13 protein-coding genes are annotated in these 19,759 nt (G+C 45.7%); 8 read left to right on the plus strand and 5 right to left on the minus strand.

The window, feature by feature from the left end:
* Positions 1–60: 60 nt before the first annotated feature.
* From P0M28_RS29190 to P0M28_RS29210, 5 genes are all read left to right on the plus strand, one after another.
* Positions 61–2,442: a cadherin repeat domain-containing protein gene (locus P0M28_RS29190; RefSeq protein WP_302207042.1), complete on the plus strand. Its 2,382-nt coding sequence runs from the start codon at positions 61–63 to the stop codon at positions 2,440–2,442.
* Positions 2,443–2,695: 253 nt separating this feature from the next.
* Positions 2,696–4,822 (plus strand): hybrid sensor histidine kinase/response regulator transcription factor, encoded by a 2,127-nt coding sequence (locus tag P0M28_RS29195; RefSeq protein ID WP_302207043.1) that lies wholly within the window; start codon positions 2,696–2,698, stop codon positions 4,820–4,822.
* Positions 4,823–5,069: 247 nt separating this feature from the next.
* Positions 5,070–7,697 carry a BspA family leucine-rich repeat surface protein gene (locus P0M28_RS29200; RefSeq protein ID WP_302207044.1) on the plus strand — a complete coding sequence of 876 codons (2,628 nt, stop codon included), beginning with the start codon at positions 5,070–5,072 and terminating at the stop codon, positions 7,695–7,697.
* A gap of 124 nt (positions 7,698–7,821) precedes the next feature.
* Positions 7,822–10,656, plus strand: coding sequence for a BspA family leucine-rich repeat surface protein (locus P0M28_RS29205; protein ID WP_302207045.1), 2,835 nt, complete (start codon positions 7,822–7,824; stop codon positions 10,654–10,656).
* A 126-nt stretch (positions 10,657–10,782) separates the two neighbouring features.
* Positions 10,783–12,216: a hypothetical protein gene (locus P0M28_RS29210; protein WP_302207046.1), complete on the plus strand. Its 1,434-nt coding sequence runs from the start codon at positions 10,783–10,785 to the stop codon at positions 12,214–12,216.
* Positions 12,217–12,320: 104 nt separating this feature from the next.
* Here the strand turns inward: P0M28_RS29210 and P0M28_RS29215 are convergent, their stop codons facing one another.
* A complete protein-coding gene (locus P0M28_RS29215) occupies positions 12,321–13,169 on the minus strand; it encodes an ion transporter (protein WP_302207047.1) in 849 nt (282 codons plus the stop codon).
* Positions 13,170–13,382: 213 nt separating this feature from the next.
* On the opposite strand from P0M28_RS29215, the gene P0M28_RS29220 reads away from it, so the two are divergent.
* Positions 13,383–14,447, plus strand: coding sequence for a YheT family hydrolase (locus P0M28_RS29220; protein WP_302207048.1), 1,065 nt, complete (start codon positions 13,383–13,385; stop codon positions 14,445–14,447).
* A gap of 37 nt (positions 14,448–14,484) precedes the next feature.
* Here the strand turns inward: P0M28_RS29220 and P0M28_RS29225 are convergent, their stop codons facing one another.
* Both P0M28_RS29225 and zupT read right to left on the minus strand, forming a co-directional pair.
* Complete coding sequence (locus tag P0M28_RS29225; protein WP_302207049.1) at positions 14,485–15,600, minus strand: outer membrane beta-barrel protein; 1,116 nt, start codon at positions 15,598–15,600, stop codon at positions 14,485–14,487.
* 143 nt (positions 15,601–15,743) lie between these two features.
* The gene (gene zupT, locus P0M28_RS29230; RefSeq protein WP_302207050.1) at positions 15,744–16,559 is read right to left on the minus strand and encodes a zinc transporter ZupT; all 816 of its coding nucleotides are present in this window, start codon (positions 16,557–16,559) and stop codon (positions 15,744–15,746) included.
* A gap of 209 nt (positions 16,560–16,768) precedes the next feature.
* On the opposite strand from zupT, the gene P0M28_RS29235 reads away from it, so the two are divergent.
* The gene (locus P0M28_RS29235) at positions 16,769–17,986 is read left to right on the plus strand and encodes a DUF418 domain-containing protein (RefSeq protein WP_302207051.1); all 1,218 of its coding nucleotides are present in this window, start codon (positions 16,769–16,771) and stop codon (positions 17,984–17,986) included.
* A gap of 61 nt (positions 17,987–18,047) precedes the next feature.
* Here P0M28_RS29235 and gatC read toward each other — a convergent pair whose 3' ends face one another.
* Together gatC and P0M28_RS29245 are read right to left on the minus strand one after the other, a co-directional pair.
* On the minus strand, positions 18,048–18,362 hold the full coding sequence (gene gatC / locus P0M28_RS29240) for an Asp-tRNA(Asn)/Glu-tRNA(Gln) amidotransferase subunit GatC (protein ID WP_302207052.1): 315 nt from the start codon (positions 18,360–18,362) through the stop codon (positions 18,048–18,050).
* Positions 18,352–19,101, minus strand: a complete 750-nt coding sequence (locus P0M28_RS29245) for a lysophospholipid acyltransferase family protein (RefSeq protein ID WP_302207053.1) — start codon at positions 19,099–19,101, stop codon at positions 18,352–18,354. Before P0M28_RS29245 ends, gatC begins: the two co-directional genes overlap by 11 nt.
* A 341-nt stretch (positions 19,102–19,442) precedes the next feature.
* Here P0M28_RS29245 and rbp point away from each other — a divergent pair, with 341 nt between their 5' ends.
* Positions 19,443–19,709, plus strand: a complete 267-nt coding sequence (rbp, locus tag P0M28_RS29250; RefSeq protein ID WP_302207054.1) for an RNA-binding regulator — start codon at positions 19,443–19,445, stop codon at positions 19,707–19,709.
* The last annotated feature ends 50 nt before the right edge of the window (positions 19,710–19,759 follow it).

The raw sequence follows: 19,759 nt of genomic DNA on the forward strand, positions 1-19,759 counted from the left end.
GATCTTTCTTTCTACCATTATCAAGTATCAAAACAATAACAAATCTAAAATCATAGCGAAATGAACCGATTTCAACCATTATATTATTGGCTACTGCTACTAGTCGTTGGCTTCGTAGCCTCCTGCGGGGAAGATGAATCCCCCGAGCCCCCAACGGTCACTATTCAGACTTTTGCAAAAACGATAGCCGAGAACCCCACCATTGGAACTTCCCTCGGTAGTTTATCAGCTTCCACCAACCAAGGAACGCTGGTGTATTACCTATCTAACCAAAGTCCGACAGGAGCGATGGCCATTGACTCGCTCACGGGCGAAATTACTGTCGCCAGTGCCAGTCGGTTTGATTTTGAAACCAACCCTACGCTTACTGCGACCAGCACCGCTTCAGTGGGCACAGTTAGCCAGTCTTCCACCGTCACCATCACACTCACTGATGTGGACGAAAGCGTGGATGCCGTGGCGGTAGATGATGTCACGGTGACCATGGACGAGAACCCTGCCCTGGGGCAAGCCATTGGGCGGGTGACTACTACCTCGGCCAGTGGCCCCGCCAGCTTCGCGCTGGCTTCCCAAACCCCTGCCGGAGCGATGGCCATCAACAGCAGTACCGGGGAACTCTCGGTGGCGGACTCTATCCAGTTTGACTACGAAACCAACCCTACGATTTCGGCGAAGGTGGTGGCAACCGTCGGTACGGCTACGGATACCTCCACCGTCATCATTAATCTCACCGATGTGGAGGATGGGGAGGTTGCAAATGAAGGCGGTGAACCGCAACCCGAAATTACGGCGAATAACTTTACCGCCGATGTAGATGAAAACCCGACCAACGACCAAGTGATCGGTACCGTAGATGCTAGCATTTCTAATGATAGCATCTTGACTTATAGCCTGACGACTCAAAGTGTAAACGGTGCCTTAGCCATTGACCCGGCCACGGGCGAACTGAGCGTGGGAGATTCTACCGCTTTTGACTACGAATCCCGTCAAAGTATCACGGCTACCTATCAGGTCAGTTATGGCACTGTTTCGGAGTCGGCCACCATCACTATTACCGTCAATGATGACCCGGTAGATGACCTAGTGCTCACCGCTGATGACTTTACCGCATCGATAGATGAAAACTCAGCATCTGGGACAAGTATTGGCACGGTAAGCACCAGTATTTCTAACAATAATGCGCTAAGCTACCGCCTCACTTCCGAAAGTGTAGTAGGTGCTTTAGCGATAGATGCCAGCACCGGAGAGCTCACGGTAGCCGACGTAGCCGCGTTTGATTACGAAGTGAACACGACGATTACCGGTACCTACGAGGTCAGTGACCTGGTTACTGGGGTAGCTCCAGTATCAGCCAATATTACGATTAACTTGAACGACGTTCTCGGTAGTTGGGAGACGGTGGGTTCTTCTGGGTTAACCTCAGCAGCGTCCTTTATAGAATTGGTAGTAAATAATGGTCAGCCGATATTTACTTACAGCAATGGTGCCAATTATCTTGCTCAAGCGTATGATGGCACGAACTGGAGCTCTTTGGGAGGTAACATTGCAGGTAATATAGGAGGCACAGCCGAAGGTTCTGTACATACAGCTGTGGATAACAACAACATTTATATAGCTTACACTGATCCTGGTAATTCGTATCGTGGTACCGTAAAGCAGTACGATGGTTCTAACTGGGTTGCATTGGGTACTAACAGTCGTTTTTCTGCTGGGGCTGCTATCTGGTTGCGGCTTGCATTTAGTAGCGGAGGTTCACCGTTCGTAGTGTATAATCAAGGTGGTACCCTTGGCACAACCGTTAAGTTTCTGAATACTACGAACCAATGGGATAAAGTGCCATTAGGTGGAACCGGAGGGGGCATCGTAACAGGAAATACCTTTGGAACGGATATCGCTTTCCAGCCCACTACCAATAGACCTTTTGTGGCTTACGCGCTTGCCGGGAATGGCGGGGGAAATAATGTGCAGGTTAAACTTTACGGAGGAAATAGTATTGGATGGCTAGATCACGGTAATAGCCTCGCGGGAGGTTCTACAAGCAGTAGTGGCAGATCCAACTTAAACATCATAGAATTTAATAGTAGTGGTAAAGCTCATGTACTTTACAAGAACGCTGATAATAGGCTTTATATGGAGACCAGAGACTCAAACAATTCAGTAGCACCATGGATAAGGCTGGGAGCTAATATCAGCAATACCGTTACCGGATACGATTTCATCATGGCCAATAATGTTCCTTACGTAGTATATACCGATCAGGTCTCGGGTAAGCTCACACTAAAAAAGTGGGATGGGTCTAGCTGGCAAACGGTATCGGCAGATTTTGCCGATGGTACTAGCCCTGATTTAGCCTACGACAGCAATACTGATACTGTTTACGTAGCTTTTGCTGATACCAACGACTCTCAAAGCGTAGCGGTGCTAAAATGGAAACCTGAGTAACCAACTTGGGCTTTCTTCATGAAAAAAACCGGACGAATCATCCGGTTTTTTTATTTACTAATTGTACAGAAAAACCGCTCACTATTTCCGAGGGTATTACCCAACCATAAGAACTACGGGTGGTGTCTATTCACAAACTTGCCAAAGGTGCTATCATTTTTGACAGATGATAATTTAGCGGGCTTATTGCTGACAATTGCGGCTGCTAAGTTGTAGAATTGTAAAACGATTGTTACTTAGTAGACATTTGTGAATGGTAGTAATTCAGTGGATTATTTCTGGTTACAGTTACCTAGCCAACGCAGGGGTTGACTCAGCTCGTCCAGAAAACCGGAAAACGAAGAAGCTGATGAATATTTTGTGCCTCATCTGGTACCATGCTTCCATCCTGTTTGTTATCAGTAACTATCTTATTTCCCCCTCTTCAGGTCTATCAGTCGCGCTCCATGCTGTCATATCAATTATAGTATTCGGGCTAGTACATTACCTTAATGTGCGCGACCACATCGAGATGGCCAAACTGTTGTTTATTGGATTCAATATCATTCAGAATACCCTCGTTAGCATACTAACCAAGCCGGGCGAACTGGTAGAGCTATTCACGATCTCTTTTCCACTGGTAGCAGTGGTGCTGTACGATCGGTTCTCTGCCCACTTGGCATTTTTACTAGTAAGTATGGGGGCTGCATTAGCTAGTCACCACTGGTTTCAGGATTACAATCTACCGGGTATTGTGCTAGTGGTAATTCCGATGATATTCGTCACGGCTTTCCTGGTAGTAGTGTACCTTAAACGAATGGGACAGGAGAAAGAAAAGCTACTGGCCATTGAGCGAAATAAGGCATTAGCTGACAAGAAAATTATTGAAGTCCAAGCCGCTGAACTGAGCGAACTCCACAAATTCAAAGACCATTTCTTTGCCAATATCTCCCACGAAATCCGCACTCCCCTCACCCTAATTTCTGGCTACGCCCGCCGATTAAACGACCGTACTGATCCTAATTTGGTGCAACAGTACAGCAAAATTATGGCGGATAAATCGGCCGATATTAAGGAGCTAATTGACAGCATCATTGATCTAAGCAAACTAGATGCCCAGAAACTCACCCTGAATAAAGCTTCGGTCAATCTCTCCAAGCTACTGCAAAAAACCTACTCCGATTTTCGCGACCTGTTTACCAAGCAAACGATTGAGATTCAAATCAGTATACCCGATCAAACCGTTTTTGTCAACTGCGATGCAGTACTGATGACCCGGGTTATTAATAATTTGATGACCAATGCCCTCAAGTTTACCCCTCCCGAAGGTATTGTCCGGTTGAATATGAAGGTGGAACCTAAACTCACCATTGAGGTATACAATACGGGTATCGGTATTCCTGAGGCTGATCTAGCGAGGATATTTGAGCGGTTCTACCAATCGGATAATGATATCACCCGCAGCCAGGGCAGCGGCATTGGTTTAGCCATTACCCAAGGGATTATAGAACTGCACGGCTATCGCATCTGGGCAGAAAGCGAAGTCAACCAGTACGCCCGCTTTGTTATTAGCATTCCATTTGACCAGTTCTGGTTGGGCGAGGCACTTTCTCTCCCACCACTCACCGAAATATCTTCTAACGACTTGCCCCCTACTCCACCCAAGCTTGGCTCAAAACGCATTTTATTAGTGGAGGACAACCCCGATGTGCGAAAGTATATTCGGGAGATTAAAACAATGGATGAGTACGCGGTTTTGGAAGCTAACCACGGCGGCGAAGCTCTGGAACTGCTCAGCCAGCAATCGGTTGATCTCATTATCACCGACTATATGATGCCTCACACCGATGGATTGGAATTAGTAAAACAGCTTAGACAACAAGCGTACCAGCAACCCGTACTGGTTATTACGGCCCAAATTGATCAGCAGAACAAGCTGGATATGCTACGACTGGGCATTGACGGTTACCTTACCAAGCCATTTTTAGAGGAAGAACTGGTCATGATGATCCGCCGCGCACTAGAGCACGAAGAGGCTCGCCGAACATTTGTACAGCAAGGACTCTCCCCCGGCGAAATCCCCCTACTTCCTGATGAACTAGCGGAGTTCAACCGGAACCTTCGGGCAATCATTGAGCAAAATATCAGTAACCAACAATTTTCCGTTACCGATATATGCAAGGATCTGGACATCACCGAGCGCACCCTCTACCGTAAGGTGAAAGAACTCAGTGGCTGTACCCCCGCCAAGCTCATTTCCGAGCGTCGCCTACTCCGGGCTAAAGCGTACTACGATCAGGGCACATACCGCTCAGTACGCCAGCTCGCCCAGGCGGTCGGTTACAAAAACAGCACCTACTTCGCCGAAAAATTCCGCACCCACTTTGGAATAGATCTTTAGGGGCTGATCGCAGAGAGCTCGGGGCGGGGAGCATTCTGTACGCACAGAAAGTACCCCAAGCACCTAGCACCCTGCCCCCATGCTGCTGCTATTTCATGCTAAAAATTACATGTTTATTTCAATATTTTATCTCAACTGACAAAGGTGTTCACAGGTTTGCCAACCCTAATTTAACCCCTTATAAAAGCTTTTTTATTATACTACTTTTGGGATAACGAATCAATTAACTCCTACAAGTAATTACAATATGAAGAAGCTTAGACCACAGTTTTTCGTTCTAATTTTCCTACTTACGGTAGGTCTATTTTCCTGTAAAGATGATGAAAGCCCAGCATCTATTGAAGTAGTCATTTCGGCATTTAGCGAAACGATTGCCGAAAACCCAACGGTGGGCACCTCCCTTGGTAACTTATCAGCTACCACCAATCAAGGTACGCTAATATATTCCCTTTCCAATCAAAACCCCACGGGAGCCCTGGCGGTCGACTCGCTCACGGGTGAACTGACCGTAGCCAATGCCAGTTTATTTGATTTTGAAACCAACCAAACGCTCACCGCCACCAGCACCGCTTCGGTAGGCACGGTCAGCCAACCCTCCACCGTCACCATCACTTTAACTGATGTAGACGAAAGTGTGGATGCCGTATCGGTTGCAGATTTTGCCCTTACACTGGACGAGAACCCCATTTCTGGCCAATTGCTTGGGCAAGTAGCCACGACTTCGGCCAGTGGTACCGTCAGCTTCGCGCTGGCTTCTCAAACCCCTGCCGGAGCGATGGCCATCAACAGCAGCACCGGGGAACTCTCGGTGGCGGACTCTATCCAGTTTGACTACGAAACCAACCCCACCCTTTCCGCCCAGGTAGTCGCTACCGTCGGTACCGCCAGCGATACGGCACAGGTAACTATTATCCTGAATGATGTAGACGAGTCTACTGTCACAGCGGACGACCTAGCAGTGACCATCAATGAGAACCCCAGCAACGGTCAGTCACTCGGTAAGATCAACACTACCAATGCTTCGGGAGCAGTGACATTTTCCTTCGCTGCCCAAAACCCCGCGGGTACTTTCGCCCTGAACGATAGTACGGGAGAATTGACTGTGGCTGACTCTGCTAAATTTGACTTTGAGACTAACCCCACGCTCACCGCTCAGATCATCGCTACCGTGGGGACGGCTACGGATACGGCTCAAGTCACCATTACGCTCAACGATGTGGACGAGACCATGATTACCATCAGCAACTTCTCCGTGACCATGGACGAAAACCCCACCAGCGGTCAGTCACTGGGTACAATCACAACCACGAATGCTTCGGGAGCGGTCACATTCTCCTTCACTGCCCAAAACCCGACGGGTGCTTTTGCCCTGAACGATAGTACGGGAGAATTGACCGTGGCTGACTCTGCTAAGTTTGATTTTGAGACTAACCCCACGCTCACCGCTCAGGTTATTGCCACGGTGGGGACGGCTGCGGATACGGCGCAGGTAACCATAACGCTAACCAACCTGGTAGAAACGGTAACGGCCAGAGATTTCATAGCTACCATAGATGAAAACCCTGCTAGTGGGTTATCAATGGGTACGGTAAGTGTGGATACGGATGCGGCCAATATAAACTATAGTTTGGTGACGGGAAATCTACAGGTGGGGGAAACCCCGGCAGCCTTTAGCATAAGCACTGCAGGTGAGCTTACGGTGGCCGATGCCAGTTTGTATGACTTTGAGACCCGCCAGACGGTAACGGCACGTTACCTGACTAGTAACGCAGATGGTAGCTTACAAGATGAAGGAAGCATCACGATCACTTTGAATGATGTGGCTGAGGCGGGGCCTGATGCGTTTATTCTTACTTACCGGACAACTAGATCCAACGAATCAGTGAACATAGCTACGATACCCGGTCTCACCTATGATTTCAATGTCAATTGGGGAGATGGTAGGATAGATAATAACCTTGACGGTATCGGAACTATTATACATATATACTCAAGGCCTGGTGATTACAAGGTGACAATTACAGGAACCTATCCAGCTTTTAACTCAGGTTCACCTGCAAATGCGTCAAAACTCATTTCTGTTGACCAATGGGGTACTAATGTCTGGCAGAGTATGGAGTTCATGTTCAACAATTGTGCGAATTTAATATCTGTTGGTTCAGATAGTCCTGATCTATCGGCTGTTACTAGTTTGCGTTCTATGTTCAATAGGGCTACAAGTTTCAATTCTGATATTAGTCATTGGGATGTAAGCACTATTGTTAATATGAGTGCTATGTTTGGTGTAGCGAGTTCTTTTAACCAAGATATCAGCAGCTGGGATGTCAGTAATGTAACCGATATGTCTTATATGTTTTCTGGCGCAGACTCATTTGATCAGCCACTAAATAGCTGGGCAAACAAGCTGACTAATGTAGTTACCATGGCGGGAATGTTTGACTCAGCTCTTTCGTTTAGCCAAGATATTAGCAGCTGGGATGTAAGTAACGTTGCGGATATGAGCCTTATGTTCTATCTAGCTGTTGGTTTTAATCAGCCCCTTGATAACTGGGATGTTAGTAATGTAACCAATATGTCGTATATGTTTTCTGGCGCAGACTTCTTTAATCAACCATTAAATAGTTGGGCAAACAAGCTTACTAATGTAGTTTCGTTGGTGGGAATGTTTGACTCAGCCCTCAGGTTTAACCAAGATATCAGCGGCTGGGATGTAAGCTCAGTAACAGACATGCAACTTATGTTCTCGAGAGCGAGTGCCTTTAATCAAGACATTTCTGGATGGGACGTTCAAAATGTTACTTCTTGTTCCCAGTTTAGCTCGAACTCCGCTTTAATCCCGGCTTTTACACCTGGTTTTACTAACTGTTCTCAGTAAAAATGGATTGGCAACAGTAAACCTTCCCTACAAACTCCCACTTTCCAATCTACCTGGCATTATAGTCAGGTAGGTTGGCTCTCACCACCAATGTAGTTCTAATAAACTTTAACAAATCTATTGTATGAAATCACACAGTATTCTTTTGGTAGCAGCGACGTTCGCTGGCCTACTCTGTTTCTTCACGGCTTGTAAGAACGACGATGAAGAACCATCTCCCGCTCAGGTTACCATCAGTGACTTTACCAAAACCATCGCCGAAAACCCAACGGTGGGCACCTCCCTTGGTAACTTATCAGCTACCACCAATCAAGGTACGCTGATATATTCCCTTTCCAATCAAAACCCCACGGGAGCCCTGGCGGTCGACTCGCTCACGGGTGAACTGACCGTAGCCAATGCCAGTTTATTTGATTTTGAAACCAACCAAACGCTCACCGCCACCAGCACCGCTTCGGTAGGCACGGTCAGCCAACCCTCCACCGTCACCATCACTTTAACTGATGTAGACGAAAGTGTGGATGCTGTATCGGTTGCAGATTTTGCCCTTACACTGGACGAGAACCCCATTTCTGGCCAATTGCTTGGGCAAGTAGCCACGACTTCGGCCAGTGGTACCGTCAGCTTCGCGCTGGCTTCTCAAACCCCTGCCGGAGCGATGGCCATCAACAGCAGCACCGGGGAACTCTCGGTGGCGGACTCTATCCAGTTTGACTACGAAACCAACCCCACCCTTTCCGCCCAGGTAGTCGCTACCGTCGGTACCGCCAGCGATACGGCACAGGTAACTATTATCCTGAATGATGTAGACGAGTCTACTGTCACAGCGGACGACCTAGCAGTGACCATCAATGAGAACCCCAGCAACGGTCAGTCACTCGGTAAGATCAACACTACCAATGCTTCGGGAGCAGTGACATTTTCCTTCGCTGCCCAAAACCCCGCGGGTACTTTCGCCCTGAACGATAGTACGGGAGAATTGACTGTGGCTGACTCTGCTAAATTTGACTTTGAGACTAACCCCACGCTCACCGCTCAGATCATCGCTACCGTGGGGACGGCTACGGATACGGCTCAAGTCACCATTACGCTCAACGATGTGGACGAGACCATGATTACCGCCACCAACTTCTCCGTGACCATGGACGAAAACCCCACCAACGGACAGGTACTGGGAACGGTACAAGCCAGTAGCCCCATGACCCTCTCGTTTAGCCTGACCTCACAAACCCCAGCGGGGGCAATGGCCATCAACGCTACTACGGGTGAGCTCACCGTTGCCCAGGCCAGTGCATTTGATTATGAGACTAACCAAACCCTGACCGCCAACTTTGAAGTCACCAATGGCCCCAACACGGAAACGGGGACGATTACCATTACACTCAACGATGTAAATGAAGCCGCTGCTGATGCGTTTATACTTACTTACCGTACCAGTATGCCCAATGAAGACGTGACCATATATACCTATTTTAATAGTTACACTTATGACTACAACGTTGATTGGGGTGATGGGACTGTAGAGTTAAATCAAACCGGTAATGCAACACATACTTATACAAATGCTGGCGATCATCAGATTTCAATTACCGGAGACTTTCCAGCGTTTAGGGCGGGAAATCCAACTGATGCCAGAAAGCTTATTTCTGTAGATCAGTGGGGTAATCAGATTTGGCAAACAATGCAAAGTGCATTGTTGAATTGTAGCAATCTTGAGTCCATGGGTGCCGATGCGCCTGATTTATCGCAAGTAACCAGTATGGTAAATATGTTTGGAGGAGCCGAAAAGTTCAATATCGATATAGGCCATTGGGATGTCAGCAATGTTGAGGATATGAATTTTTTATTCAGTAATGCATCGATATTTAATCAGGATTTAAGCAGCTGGGATGTGGCCAATGTGATATCGATGAGTAATATGTTTGTTGGAGCTGCTGCCTTTAATCAGGACATAGGCAGTTGGGATGTCAGCAATGTCACTGATATGGGCGGGATGTTTAACAGCGCTATATCATTTAACCAAAACATTGGCAACTGGAATGTGGGTAATGTAACTAATATGAGCTTTATGTTTCGAGATACGCAGGCCTTCAATCAAGATATTGGTAGTTGGGACGTTAGTAATGTCACAGATATGCAGAGCATGTTCAGCGAAGCGGACTTCAATCGTGATATTGGTTCATGGAATGTAGGTAATGTAACTGATATGTCAGCTATGTTTAGTGAAGCTGGCGCTTTTAACCAAGATATTAGTGGTTGGGATATTTCTAAGGTTGTAAGCTTTCAGAATATGTTTAGAGGTGCTAGTTTGTTTAATCGAGACATCAGTAGCTGGAATACCTCCTCTGCTGTTAGTATGTTTGGAATGTTCAACAGAGCGAGTTCATTTAACCAGCCCATCGGTAGCTGGAATGTGAGTGGTGTCACCGACATGTCTTTTATGTTTGACGGAGCGGCAAATTTCAATCAAAACATTAATAGCTGGGACGTGAGTAACGTTACTAATATGCTTCAAATGTTTAGAAATACTGATGACTACAATCAGCCGCTAAATAATTGGGGGAATAAATTAACTAATGTTACGAATATGGGTGGGATGTTCTTTAGTGCAACTCGCTTTAACCAAAACATTAATAGCTGGGATGTAAGCAACGTTACCAACATGAGTAGTATGTTTTCTGGTGCAGTTGATTTCAATCAACCATTAATTAACTGGACTGTATCCAATGTTACCAATATGGAGCTTATGTTTAGTGATGCGAACTCATTTAATGGGGATATTACCAGCTGGAATGTAAGTTCAGTCACAAATATGTATGCTATGTTCGTAAGAGCTAGTGCTTTCAATCGGGATATTTCAGGATGGGCTGTGCAGAATGTCACCTCTTGTCAGTTCTTTCGCTTGAACTCAGCATTAGCACCAGTCAACACTCCTAATTTCACAAACTGTACTCAATAAAAAATGGATCGGCGACAGTAAGCCTTCCCGACTATCTCTCACTTTCCAACCTTACCTGGCCTGGTAGTCAGGTAGGTTGACCTTTACTTTCTATGTAATTCTAATAAAATTCAACAAATCTATTGTATGAAATCACGTAACACCTTATTATCGGCGAAAGCGCTAGGTAGCGCATTTATTGTAGCCCTTTTGTTTTGTTTAGTGCCCAGCAGCTACGGCCAGCTTGGAAAAAAGCTGAAGGCAAAAATGGAAAAAGCGGTTCAGAATCTGGAAGAAAAACAAGACGCCAAAAGTGGATTCCCCTCGACGGATCAAAGTCAGAGCGTAGTGGCAGCATCGTTCAAAGATGGTACCTACAAGTATTGGGACTCCAATGGCAGTTCGGTAGCCAGGGAGGCTAACGACGAGGTTAATCTTAGATTCTTCAAAAACGACGATGGAACCGTCAGCCACATCACCGTTGACGATGGTCCTAAGTACGTTCCCGACGAGGAAGGACGGGCTAGTTTCGTACGTTATTTTACGAGTAGTCAGAGTGACTGGGCACTATTCTTCACCGGAAAGAAAATCTATTTTCTAAAGGTAAACGAACGAGAGCGAGACGGAGAACGGGAAGTGAACGTTTCCTGGGAGGGTGTAACGGCTCACAGCAACTACTCCGAGATTCCCAAAATTAAAGATTATATCACCGAGACGAGAAAGCATCAGTTGGCCGATATTGAGCAATACGAAGCTGACAGACAAGCTGTGGCCGCCGCCGAAGCAGCCGAGCGAAAACAGACGTACTGCCTGGAAGGTAAAGATGTGGCCTCCATCAAGATGATTAACTTTCGCACGCTCAAGCATTTCGGTAACTTTGTGGGCGAGATTCACTTCGGGATGGAAGCCACGCTAAAGGATGGTCGTAAAATCTCGACTACCGAGATCAACACCGGTTATATGTCTGACTATATCATCACCTATGAGAATATGCCCGGTAAGATGTCAACCCATTTTGCCAAGAACCTGGACGAAAACACTTTCCGCACCGGATTCATCAAAGGAGATAAGGTCATCGTAAAGGTACAATCCAAGTATCATCCTAACCTGATCACTAGCCAGGAGGTAATACCCACCTACGATTACAAAGATGGCAAAGTCGTGTTTGACTGGAGTGCTACCAAGTACGGTTACCGTGGGAACGATCTAAAATTAGAGATCAAAGCAACCAAGCATGCAGTTACGGGAGATGATCTGTATCAGTACCGGGTAACCAATCTGACCCGAAACTTCATTGTTGCCGAAGGAAAAATCAAACAAGACCAGATGATGTACCTGTCTTCTGACGGGCAGCCCGGCACCCCTCACGGCTACGCCGGTTCGGAGAGCTTACGCGGAGGCGATGCAGGCGACGGTGGCACTATTACTGTGTTCAAAGACCCGAATATACCCACCCTATCCGGCTTTTTAGTTACGTCCCACAAAGGCGGACGAGGGGGAAAGGGAGTTAACGCTGATTACGACGGCCGACCTGGCCAAAGCGGTAGTACCAACATCGTAGAGCGGGCAATCAGTTTTTAACAGTGTGCTCGCACTAAAAAGTTAACTTACTCACCGAGCGAAATTGTAACCTGGAAAATACCTCCTTCTACGGAGGTATTTTTTATTTTGACAAGTCGCAAGCACTATTCTACTGGTTGCGAACGCTTCACATCGGCCTTTTCTACCCGATCCCATCGCATCGGTTGGTGGGCGCATTCGGTACTACTAAAGTTAGAGAGCCACAAATCCGCTTTTTTCTTCACCCGATCCCCGTGCGACAAATGATCGGTATCGGCTCGAGAGAGTTCAACTGAGACAATACCCGTAGGCACCGCAATAATTCCGTACCCTAAAATCATTACCACTGAGGCCAACGTTTGCCCGGCTACGGTTTGGGGAGCAATATCACCGTACCCAACCGTGGTGAGTGTGACAATCGCCCAATACACACTGACCGGAATGCTGGTGAACCCATTTTCCGGACCTTCAATCAGATACATAGATGAACCCACGATAAAAATCAGTACTAATACCACTCCAATAAAAACCGTTATTTTGGCGATACTTTGGCGAAGAGCTTTTCGCAGTACCTCGGCCTCGCCTAAAAAATGGGTTAGCTTAAGCACCCGAAATACTCGCAATAGACGCAGTGCCCGAATTACCAACGCGTACTGAGAACCTTCAATCAGAATACTTAAAAACGTGGGAAGAATGGATACTAGGTCGATAATACCGTAGAAGCTGGTAATGTATTTCCACCGACGCGGAGCACAATAAATACGCACCGCATACTCAACAGTGAATAGCGCGGTAAAAATATATTCCCCAAGTCGGATGTACCCACCGTATTGGTCACTGTACTGCTGAACGCTCTCGAGCATCACCAACAACATGCTGAGCAAAATGGCAATTAGCAACACCACGTCGAAAGCTTTACCCGGTGGGGTATCTGACTCGAAAATGATGCGATACAACTTCTCTCGGCTAATCATAAGTATATTTATACTGCTTTCCGGGCTGAAATTAGCTAAATTTTAGAGAATCACCCAAAACGACAGACTCTGATAAACAAGGAGTAAAATCGCGCTTATTCTTAAACCTCGACAGCTAATAAAAGTAGCTAGCAAGAAGCCGTTGGTAGTGGTGACCGGAGATCAGAGTTTAATGATTAATGAGTAATGACTGATGACCGTTAACTGTCGACTATGGGCGGTGGACTAATGACAAATATTGAAATCTGCGATTCAGTTCCTACATTTGCCAGTGTATCTTTGCCAATTATGCCACTGCTCACTTCTTCCGATTACCGTCCGCCTCGCTACTTATTCAACGGACACCTCCAAACCATTATTCCTTCCCAGTTTCGGAAGATAAGGGAAATAAGCTATTCCCGGGAACGTATTTCGACCGAAGATGGCGATTTTTTGCTGTTAGACTGGTCTAGCATAAAGTCGAGCCAATTAGTTATTGTATCCCACGGGTTAGAAGGCGATAGTCATCGTCCTTACATTTTGGGTATGGTGCGCGCCTTTAATCGAGCCGGGTTCGATGCACTGGCTTGGAACTTCCGGGGCTGCGGCGGGGAAATTAATCAGACGTATCGCTTTTATCATAGTGGAGCCACACCCGATCTGCATTTTTTAGTAAACTATGTTAAAAATCAATATCAGTACAAATCAATTGTATTGGTTGGTTTTAGCTTGGGCGGCAATCTTACGCTCAAGTATCTGGGTGAACAGCGCGAAGCTTTGGTAAATGAGGTGCAGGCAGCCGTTGTTTTTTCGGTTCCGCTCGACTTACAGGCCTGTTCTCGGAAGATCGCTGAACCAGAAAATTTTATCTACAGCAAACGCTTTTTACGAAATCTGAAAAAGAAAATCCGAAACAAGGAAGCGATTATGCCCGACAAAATAAGCTCGGAGTTTTTTCCGCAGATCCGCTCGCTAGAAGATTTCGATAACTACTACACCGCACCCTTGCACGGCTTTCGCAATGCAGCTGATTATTACCATCAGTGTAGTAGTATCCGCTTTTTACAATCTATCAGAGTTCCCACGCTGGTAGTTAGTGCTAAAAACGATCCGTTTCTTGCCCCGGAATGCTACCTAACAAAAGAAAGCGAAACAACCGATTATTTACACTTTCAGGCTCCTGAGTCAGGCGGGCACTGCGGATTTATGCCCCGAAGCTATTCGTCCGGACAAAATTTCTGGTCAGAAAACCGGGCCGTTGAGTTTGTAAACGATGTGTTGGTTTCCCACAACAATTAGTTGATATCTTCTGATCTTGGCAACCGATGCTACACCATCAGCGAATAATATGGTCGAAGTAAAAGCCGGTGGTTACCATCCATTCGTAACGCACATCGTTAGCACCTTGGTCGAACAGCACCAACGAATTGTCCGTGACTAAGCTTCTACCCTCAATTCGTACGTAAGAGTAATCGGTAGGGCGGTATTCAGCCCCTAGCGTTAGTCCAGTCAGTTGCAACCCTTCTTCCCTACCCGCCTCAGTGGGTAAAGTGCCCGAAATGAAGCCTTCCGGATCAGAAAAGATTTCGCCTCGAGCCGTAACGGACCAAGCGGAAGTAAACTGGTAACGAATAGTGCCTAAGGCATTGTACATCAGCGCCGTAGCATCGCTATTATCTAGCTGTGAGTTCGTTTGTGTGCCAAGATCGCCTCCGATAATTAACTGTAGCTTATCACCCAACGAACCGTTCAGATAAAGATTGTGATAAAAGCGAAGCTGGCTGGGTGTCACATCATCGAGTGACTCTCGCCCCAATAAATTGGTGTACGTAAGCGCCCACTCCTCACTCAGGTGGTAAGACAGTAGCACGCCTACCGACTTGGCATCATTCACATCCAGAAAGAAATTATAGCCACTCACCACGTGAAACTGGGCGGAAAAATCCTCCGAACCTTCATAAGAAACACGGGCACCGCTTTGAAAGAACGGCTCATTAAACGTAGCCACAGCGGTAGAACTCAGCAAGTTATTCTTAGGCAAGAAGCTCTCGGTACCGATGTGCGTCGCAAAAAAACCCGCGTCGAGCCACCAGTCTTCAAACAGCATAATACCCATGTTCGCCTCCTGTACCATGCTAAATGTTTCTGACCAAGTAGCTTGGGCAATATCTCCGTAGTGCAACGTAACGGTACCACGCACCCGCTCAGCTTGGTAGTTAACCGACAACTGTGCCACATTTAAACCAAAGTGGTCGCTACGCGGAGATACCGTAGTGTAGGGTTGCAGTGCTTCAGTGGGTGACTCGTCCGAAAAAGTAGCGTAGTACACATCGGTGTAGCCACTCAGTGTAACTTGGGGCGCAATCTGGGTAGAGTCCTGTGCTAAAGCATTCCAAGATAATAACGTAGCACCTAGCATCAGACAAAAAAATAGTGGTTTACCGTTACTCATGTAAAGCTATGTTGAATTTAAGCACGTGAAGGCTGGCAACTGCCGGAAGAGTAACTAGCTTTATCGAAAATCGTTGGGTAGACAGAGAAAATTAATTTTTATACTGCTGAGAAACAGCCAATGGATTCTTCCTTAACCCCGTCTTAAATAAACAACAGTAAGCTCACGGCCATAATCGCCATTCCGGCAATTAGCCCGTAAATAGCGTGGTGGTGCTTCCCGTAAGCGTGTGCTGCCGGAAGCAATTGGTCGAGAGAAATAAAAACCATAATTCCGGCAATACCCGCGAACAGCACCCCAAAAATGGTCTCATTAATAAACGGCATCAGTACTAAGTAGCCAATAAGTGCCCCAATGGGTTCAGCCAAGCCCGATGCAAACGAATAGGCAAATGCTTTCTTGCGGTCATTAGTCGCGTAAAATACGGGTACCGAAACCGCAATTCCTTCCGGGATATTATGAATAGCCACGGCGATGGCAATTGGAATGCCGAGCGAAACATCTTTCATCGCGCTAAGAAACGTGGCAATTCCTTCAGGAAAGTTATGAAGTCCTAACGCTAATGCCGTAAACAGCCCTATCCGCAGTAATTTCTGATTTTTCAACTGAACGATCTCCCGTTGAAGATCAGGTTCTTCTTCCGGAAATTCGTGAGGATTTTCGTAATTCGGTACAAATTTATCGATTATGGCAATCAACAATATGCCCCCAAAGAATGCCGATACTGTATACCAGTTTCCCCACTTTGTCCCATACTCCCCCACCAATGATTCTTGAGCACCAACCAACAATTCCACGAAAGAAATATAAATCATCACTCCCGCCGAAAGCCCCATAGAAACTGATAGAAAACGGGCACTTTGATTCTTGGTAAAGAATGCTAATGCACTGCCAATGCCAGTAGAAAGCCCTGCAAATAGCGTTAACCCAAATGCTATCCAGATATTTGCGTGATCCATAAAAATTTAGACTAACCTAACTATTTTTTAAATATTCGCCTAATTTACGAATTTTTAGCCAAAAGGATGCAAGATGTTAGATAAATAGTGAAACCTATTATGTAGAGTAGCTACACTGCACGATGTAATTTCTTTTTGGCATAATTTTTCTGTTGGGTATGGAGTAGCTTGTTGTTGGCAGAGGAGTATTACCATTTTTTAATAATATTATGCCACACCTAAACTATCAGCCAAAAGCTAGTGGGCGAATTGAAGTAGTTGATGCCCTGCGCGGTTTTGCCCTATTTGCCGTACTGTTCACTCACTTTACTACTGCGTTCTCGGGCTACCCTAGCTTCTTAACCGACACCCAAATAGCTTCGCTACCCTTTCCTGAACTCAACCAACTCGTATTTAAACTAAACCTGTTACTGTTTAAGCTCAAATCTAGGGTTCTATTTTCTTTTCTATTCGGGCTAGGATTCTACTTTCAGATACGCAAGGCCGAACGCTTAGGTATATCCTTCCGCCAGACATTTGTAAAGCGTCTTTTCGTTATGCTGATTATTGGCCTCATTCACGCTTATCTTATCCAGTGGGGTGACATTTTGCGCTGGTATTTTGTAGCTGGAGTGTTTTTACTGTTCCTGTACCGACTAAACAACTACGTAATTCTTGCTATTGCTTTCACGTTGGCATTTATTGTTCCGGCCAGCGAAAGTATCCTGGAGATGACTATTCCGCATACTTCTCCCTCAGGTATATCAAAAAGTCAGATTCAGCAAGCCTTCTTGAGCGGTTCGTACTGGGAGACGGTAATAATGAATGTCCTTATGGAGAATCAGCATTACGTTGATCCCTGGTACTTCGTGGGGTATGTATCCAATATCCTGGGGTTCTTCTTTTTAGGGCTTTGGGCCGGTAAGATTGATTTATTTAAACGAGCTACCGAATATCTGCCAGAAATTCGCCAAGCCTTTATCATTAGCATTCCGGTGCTTCTGTTTGGTAGCCTGGTATTTATACATTCGCCACTCCCGCGAGAAGAATTCCCGGTAATGTACCAGATTCTACATTCGGTAGGATACCGGATGAATACCGTAGGATTATTTACGTTTTATCTCTGCGGATTTATTCTGCTGTTCCGCCAACCAACTGTTCGGCATTATCTAGAGACCTTAGTGCCCGTTGGGAAAATGACACTCACCAATTACATCTTACAATCGATAGTAGCGGTGCTCTTATTTAATGGGCTGGGCTTCGGGTTACTAGGACAAATTGGCCCTGCCTTAATTCTACCTATCATTGTGCTATTTTTTGCTTTTCAGATGGCCTTTAGTACGCTGTGGTTACGATTTTTTCACGTGGGTCCCTTAGAGTGGGTGTGGCGAATAGCTGTAAGTGGAAAATGGCAGCCTCTCCTAAAAGAAAAGCATCCAGTAGCCTAACAATTGATGGTTGAAAATGGACAATTGAAAGTGAGTGTCATAGTAGAAGGCTAATCACTAATTATCCCTTATCAACTTTTACTTGTCCACTATCAAGCACTTTAGGAACGCGGAAAAACTGCTGATCGTGGTGAGGAGCTATGTCTAGCGCATTTGAACGATCTAGATGATCTTTCACCTGATCGTCGCGCATCACATTTAACTCGTAAGACATATGCATAAGTGGTTCTACTCCTTCCGTATCTACTTCCTCTAGTTTTTCTACCCAATCCAGTATTTCGGTCATACTTGCCATCATCGCCTCCTCAGTTTCGGGGTCGTGTTCTAAGCGAGCCAGATGGGCAATTTTCTTTACGGTTTCTCGGTCAATCTTCATGTTTTACTGATGAGTGAAATTTTCTTAACTCTTGCTGAATAACGTCATACGCTTGTTCCCGCAATTGGTTTTGGTCAGCCTCAGTCATCCCCGCAGTTTCAATCGGGGAATGAATTACCATTACCGGACGTTGGGGGCGCATAAGCAGCTTTCCGTCGTCGGGTAAAATTAGGTAATTATACGGAATAGTGACCGGCACCACCGGAATTTGTTTTTCGATAGCAACCTTAAACGGCCCATTTTTAAAGCGAGCCAATTGGGGTGGGTTTTCGGTTCTAATACCACCTTCGGGATACATCACCAAGCTTTTACCTTCATCTACAGCCTGCATACTTAGCTGTAATGCTTGGTAACGACTTTTCAGGCTGTTTCGGTCTACCGGAATATGGAGCTTTCGAAACATGTCGCCAAACAGCGGTATTTTTGCTAATGACACTTTGCCCACAAAAACAAAAGGCTTAGGAATATACCCCATCAGCGCAATATCGAGCAGAGAGAAGTGATTGGGAGCAATGACGTAGGTTTGATTTTTTTTCAGATGGGAGCGGCCGTACACCTTTGCCGGGACACCCATGCCCGATAGAAAAGCCCGCGACCAAAACTGATTAAGCAACAGTGCGTAGCGATGCCATTTTTTGTTTAGGGTAGCTAACGCAAACAGGGGCGACAGCAGCAAAAATACCCCACCAAAAACAATAAGCCCATATGTTGAATAAATTCTGAGCCAGATTTTATTCATATAACCAAAAAAATATAATGCGATTTAACTTAAATGTGTCAGCAAAAAAGTACCAAATACAAATTGCTATTATTTCCTACGAAGATAGTGGCATTTTTTATACTATTCCGAACAGTATTTTTTAATGTTTTTAGCTTTGAATAGTCATTCTGTACCCATAAGTAGCTCTGGCATAAATTAATTTTATCTATTTTGAACAAATAGAGTCAAAAATTTGTACATTGAATTTATATAGCTCGTAAACCTATTGTGTGCCAACTATTTTGAACTTAAACATACTCTTATTTCCCAATAATTGCACACGGTAATTCCGACAGTTTATCATTTATAACTTTTCAATCATGAACATTTATGTTGCGAACCTAAACTACCGGGTTCAAGATCAAGAACTCCAAGAATTATTCGAGGAGTACGGACAAGTTTCATCCGCAAAAATTATTAAAGACCACGAATCAGGAAGATCACGAGGCTTTGCTTTTGTAGAAATGCCCGACGACGAAGCGGGTATGCAGGCTATCAACGAACTTGATGGTGCTGAGGTGCAAGGCCGAAACCTTAAAGTGAGTAAAGCCCGACCACGGCCTCAAATGCAAGACCGTCGTTACTAATTAATAGATTTTAATCCTTAAATTCTTAGCCATCACTTCGCGAAGTGATG

Source organism: Tunicatimonas pelagia, assembly GCF_030506325.1.
GTDB lineage: Bacteria > Bacteroidota > Bacteroidia > Cytophagales > Cyclobacteriaceae > Tunicatimonas > Tunicatimonas pelagia.

Coding starts and splice junctions, on each gene's coding strand:
- P0M28_RS29190 (WP_302207042.1), top strand. CDS start 61: ATGAACCGATTTCAACCATTATATTATTGGCTACTGCTACTAGTCGTT.
- P0M28_RS29195 (WP_302207043.1), top strand. CDS start 2,696: ATGGTAGTAATTCAGTGGATTATTTCTGGTTACAGTTACCTAGCCAAC.
- P0M28_RS29200 (WP_302207044.1), top strand. CDS start 5,070: ATGAAGAAGCTTAGACCACAGTTTTTCGTTCTAATTTTCCTACTTACG.
- P0M28_RS29205 (WP_302207045.1), top strand. CDS start 7,822: ATGAAATCACACAGTATTCTTTTGGTAGCAGCGACGTTCGCTGGCCTA.
- P0M28_RS29210 (WP_302207046.1), top strand. CDS start 10,783: ATGAAATCACGTAACACCTTATTATCGGCGAAAGCGCTAGGTAGCGCA.
- P0M28_RS29215 (WP_302207047.1), bottom strand. CDS start 13,169: ATGATTAGCCGAGAGAAGTTGTATCGCATCATTTTCGAGTCAGATACC.
- P0M28_RS29220 (WP_302207048.1), top strand. CDS start 13,383: ATGGGCGGTGGACTAATGACAAATATTGAAATCTGCGATTCAGTTCCT.
- P0M28_RS29225 (WP_302207049.1), bottom strand. CDS start 15,600: ATGAGTAACGGTAAACCACTATTTTTTTGTCTGATGCTAGGTGCTACG.
- zupT (WP_302207050.1), bottom strand. CDS start 16,559: ATGGATCACGCAAATATCTGGATAGCATTTGGGTTAACGCTATTTGCA.
- P0M28_RS29235 (WP_302207051.1), top strand. CDS start 16,769: ATGCCACACCTAAACTATCAGCCAAAAGCTAGTGGGCGAATTGAAGTA.
- gatC (WP_302207052.1), bottom strand. CDS start 18,362: ATGAAGATTGACCGAGAAACCGTAAAGAAAATTGCCCATCTGGCTCGC.
- P0M28_RS29245 (WP_302207053.1), bottom strand. CDS start 19,101: ATGAATAAAATCTGGCTCAGAATTTATTCAACATATGGGCTTATTGTT.
- rbp (WP_302207054.1), top strand. CDS start 19,443: ATGAACATTTATGTTGCGAACCTAAACTACCGGGTTCAAGATCAAGAA.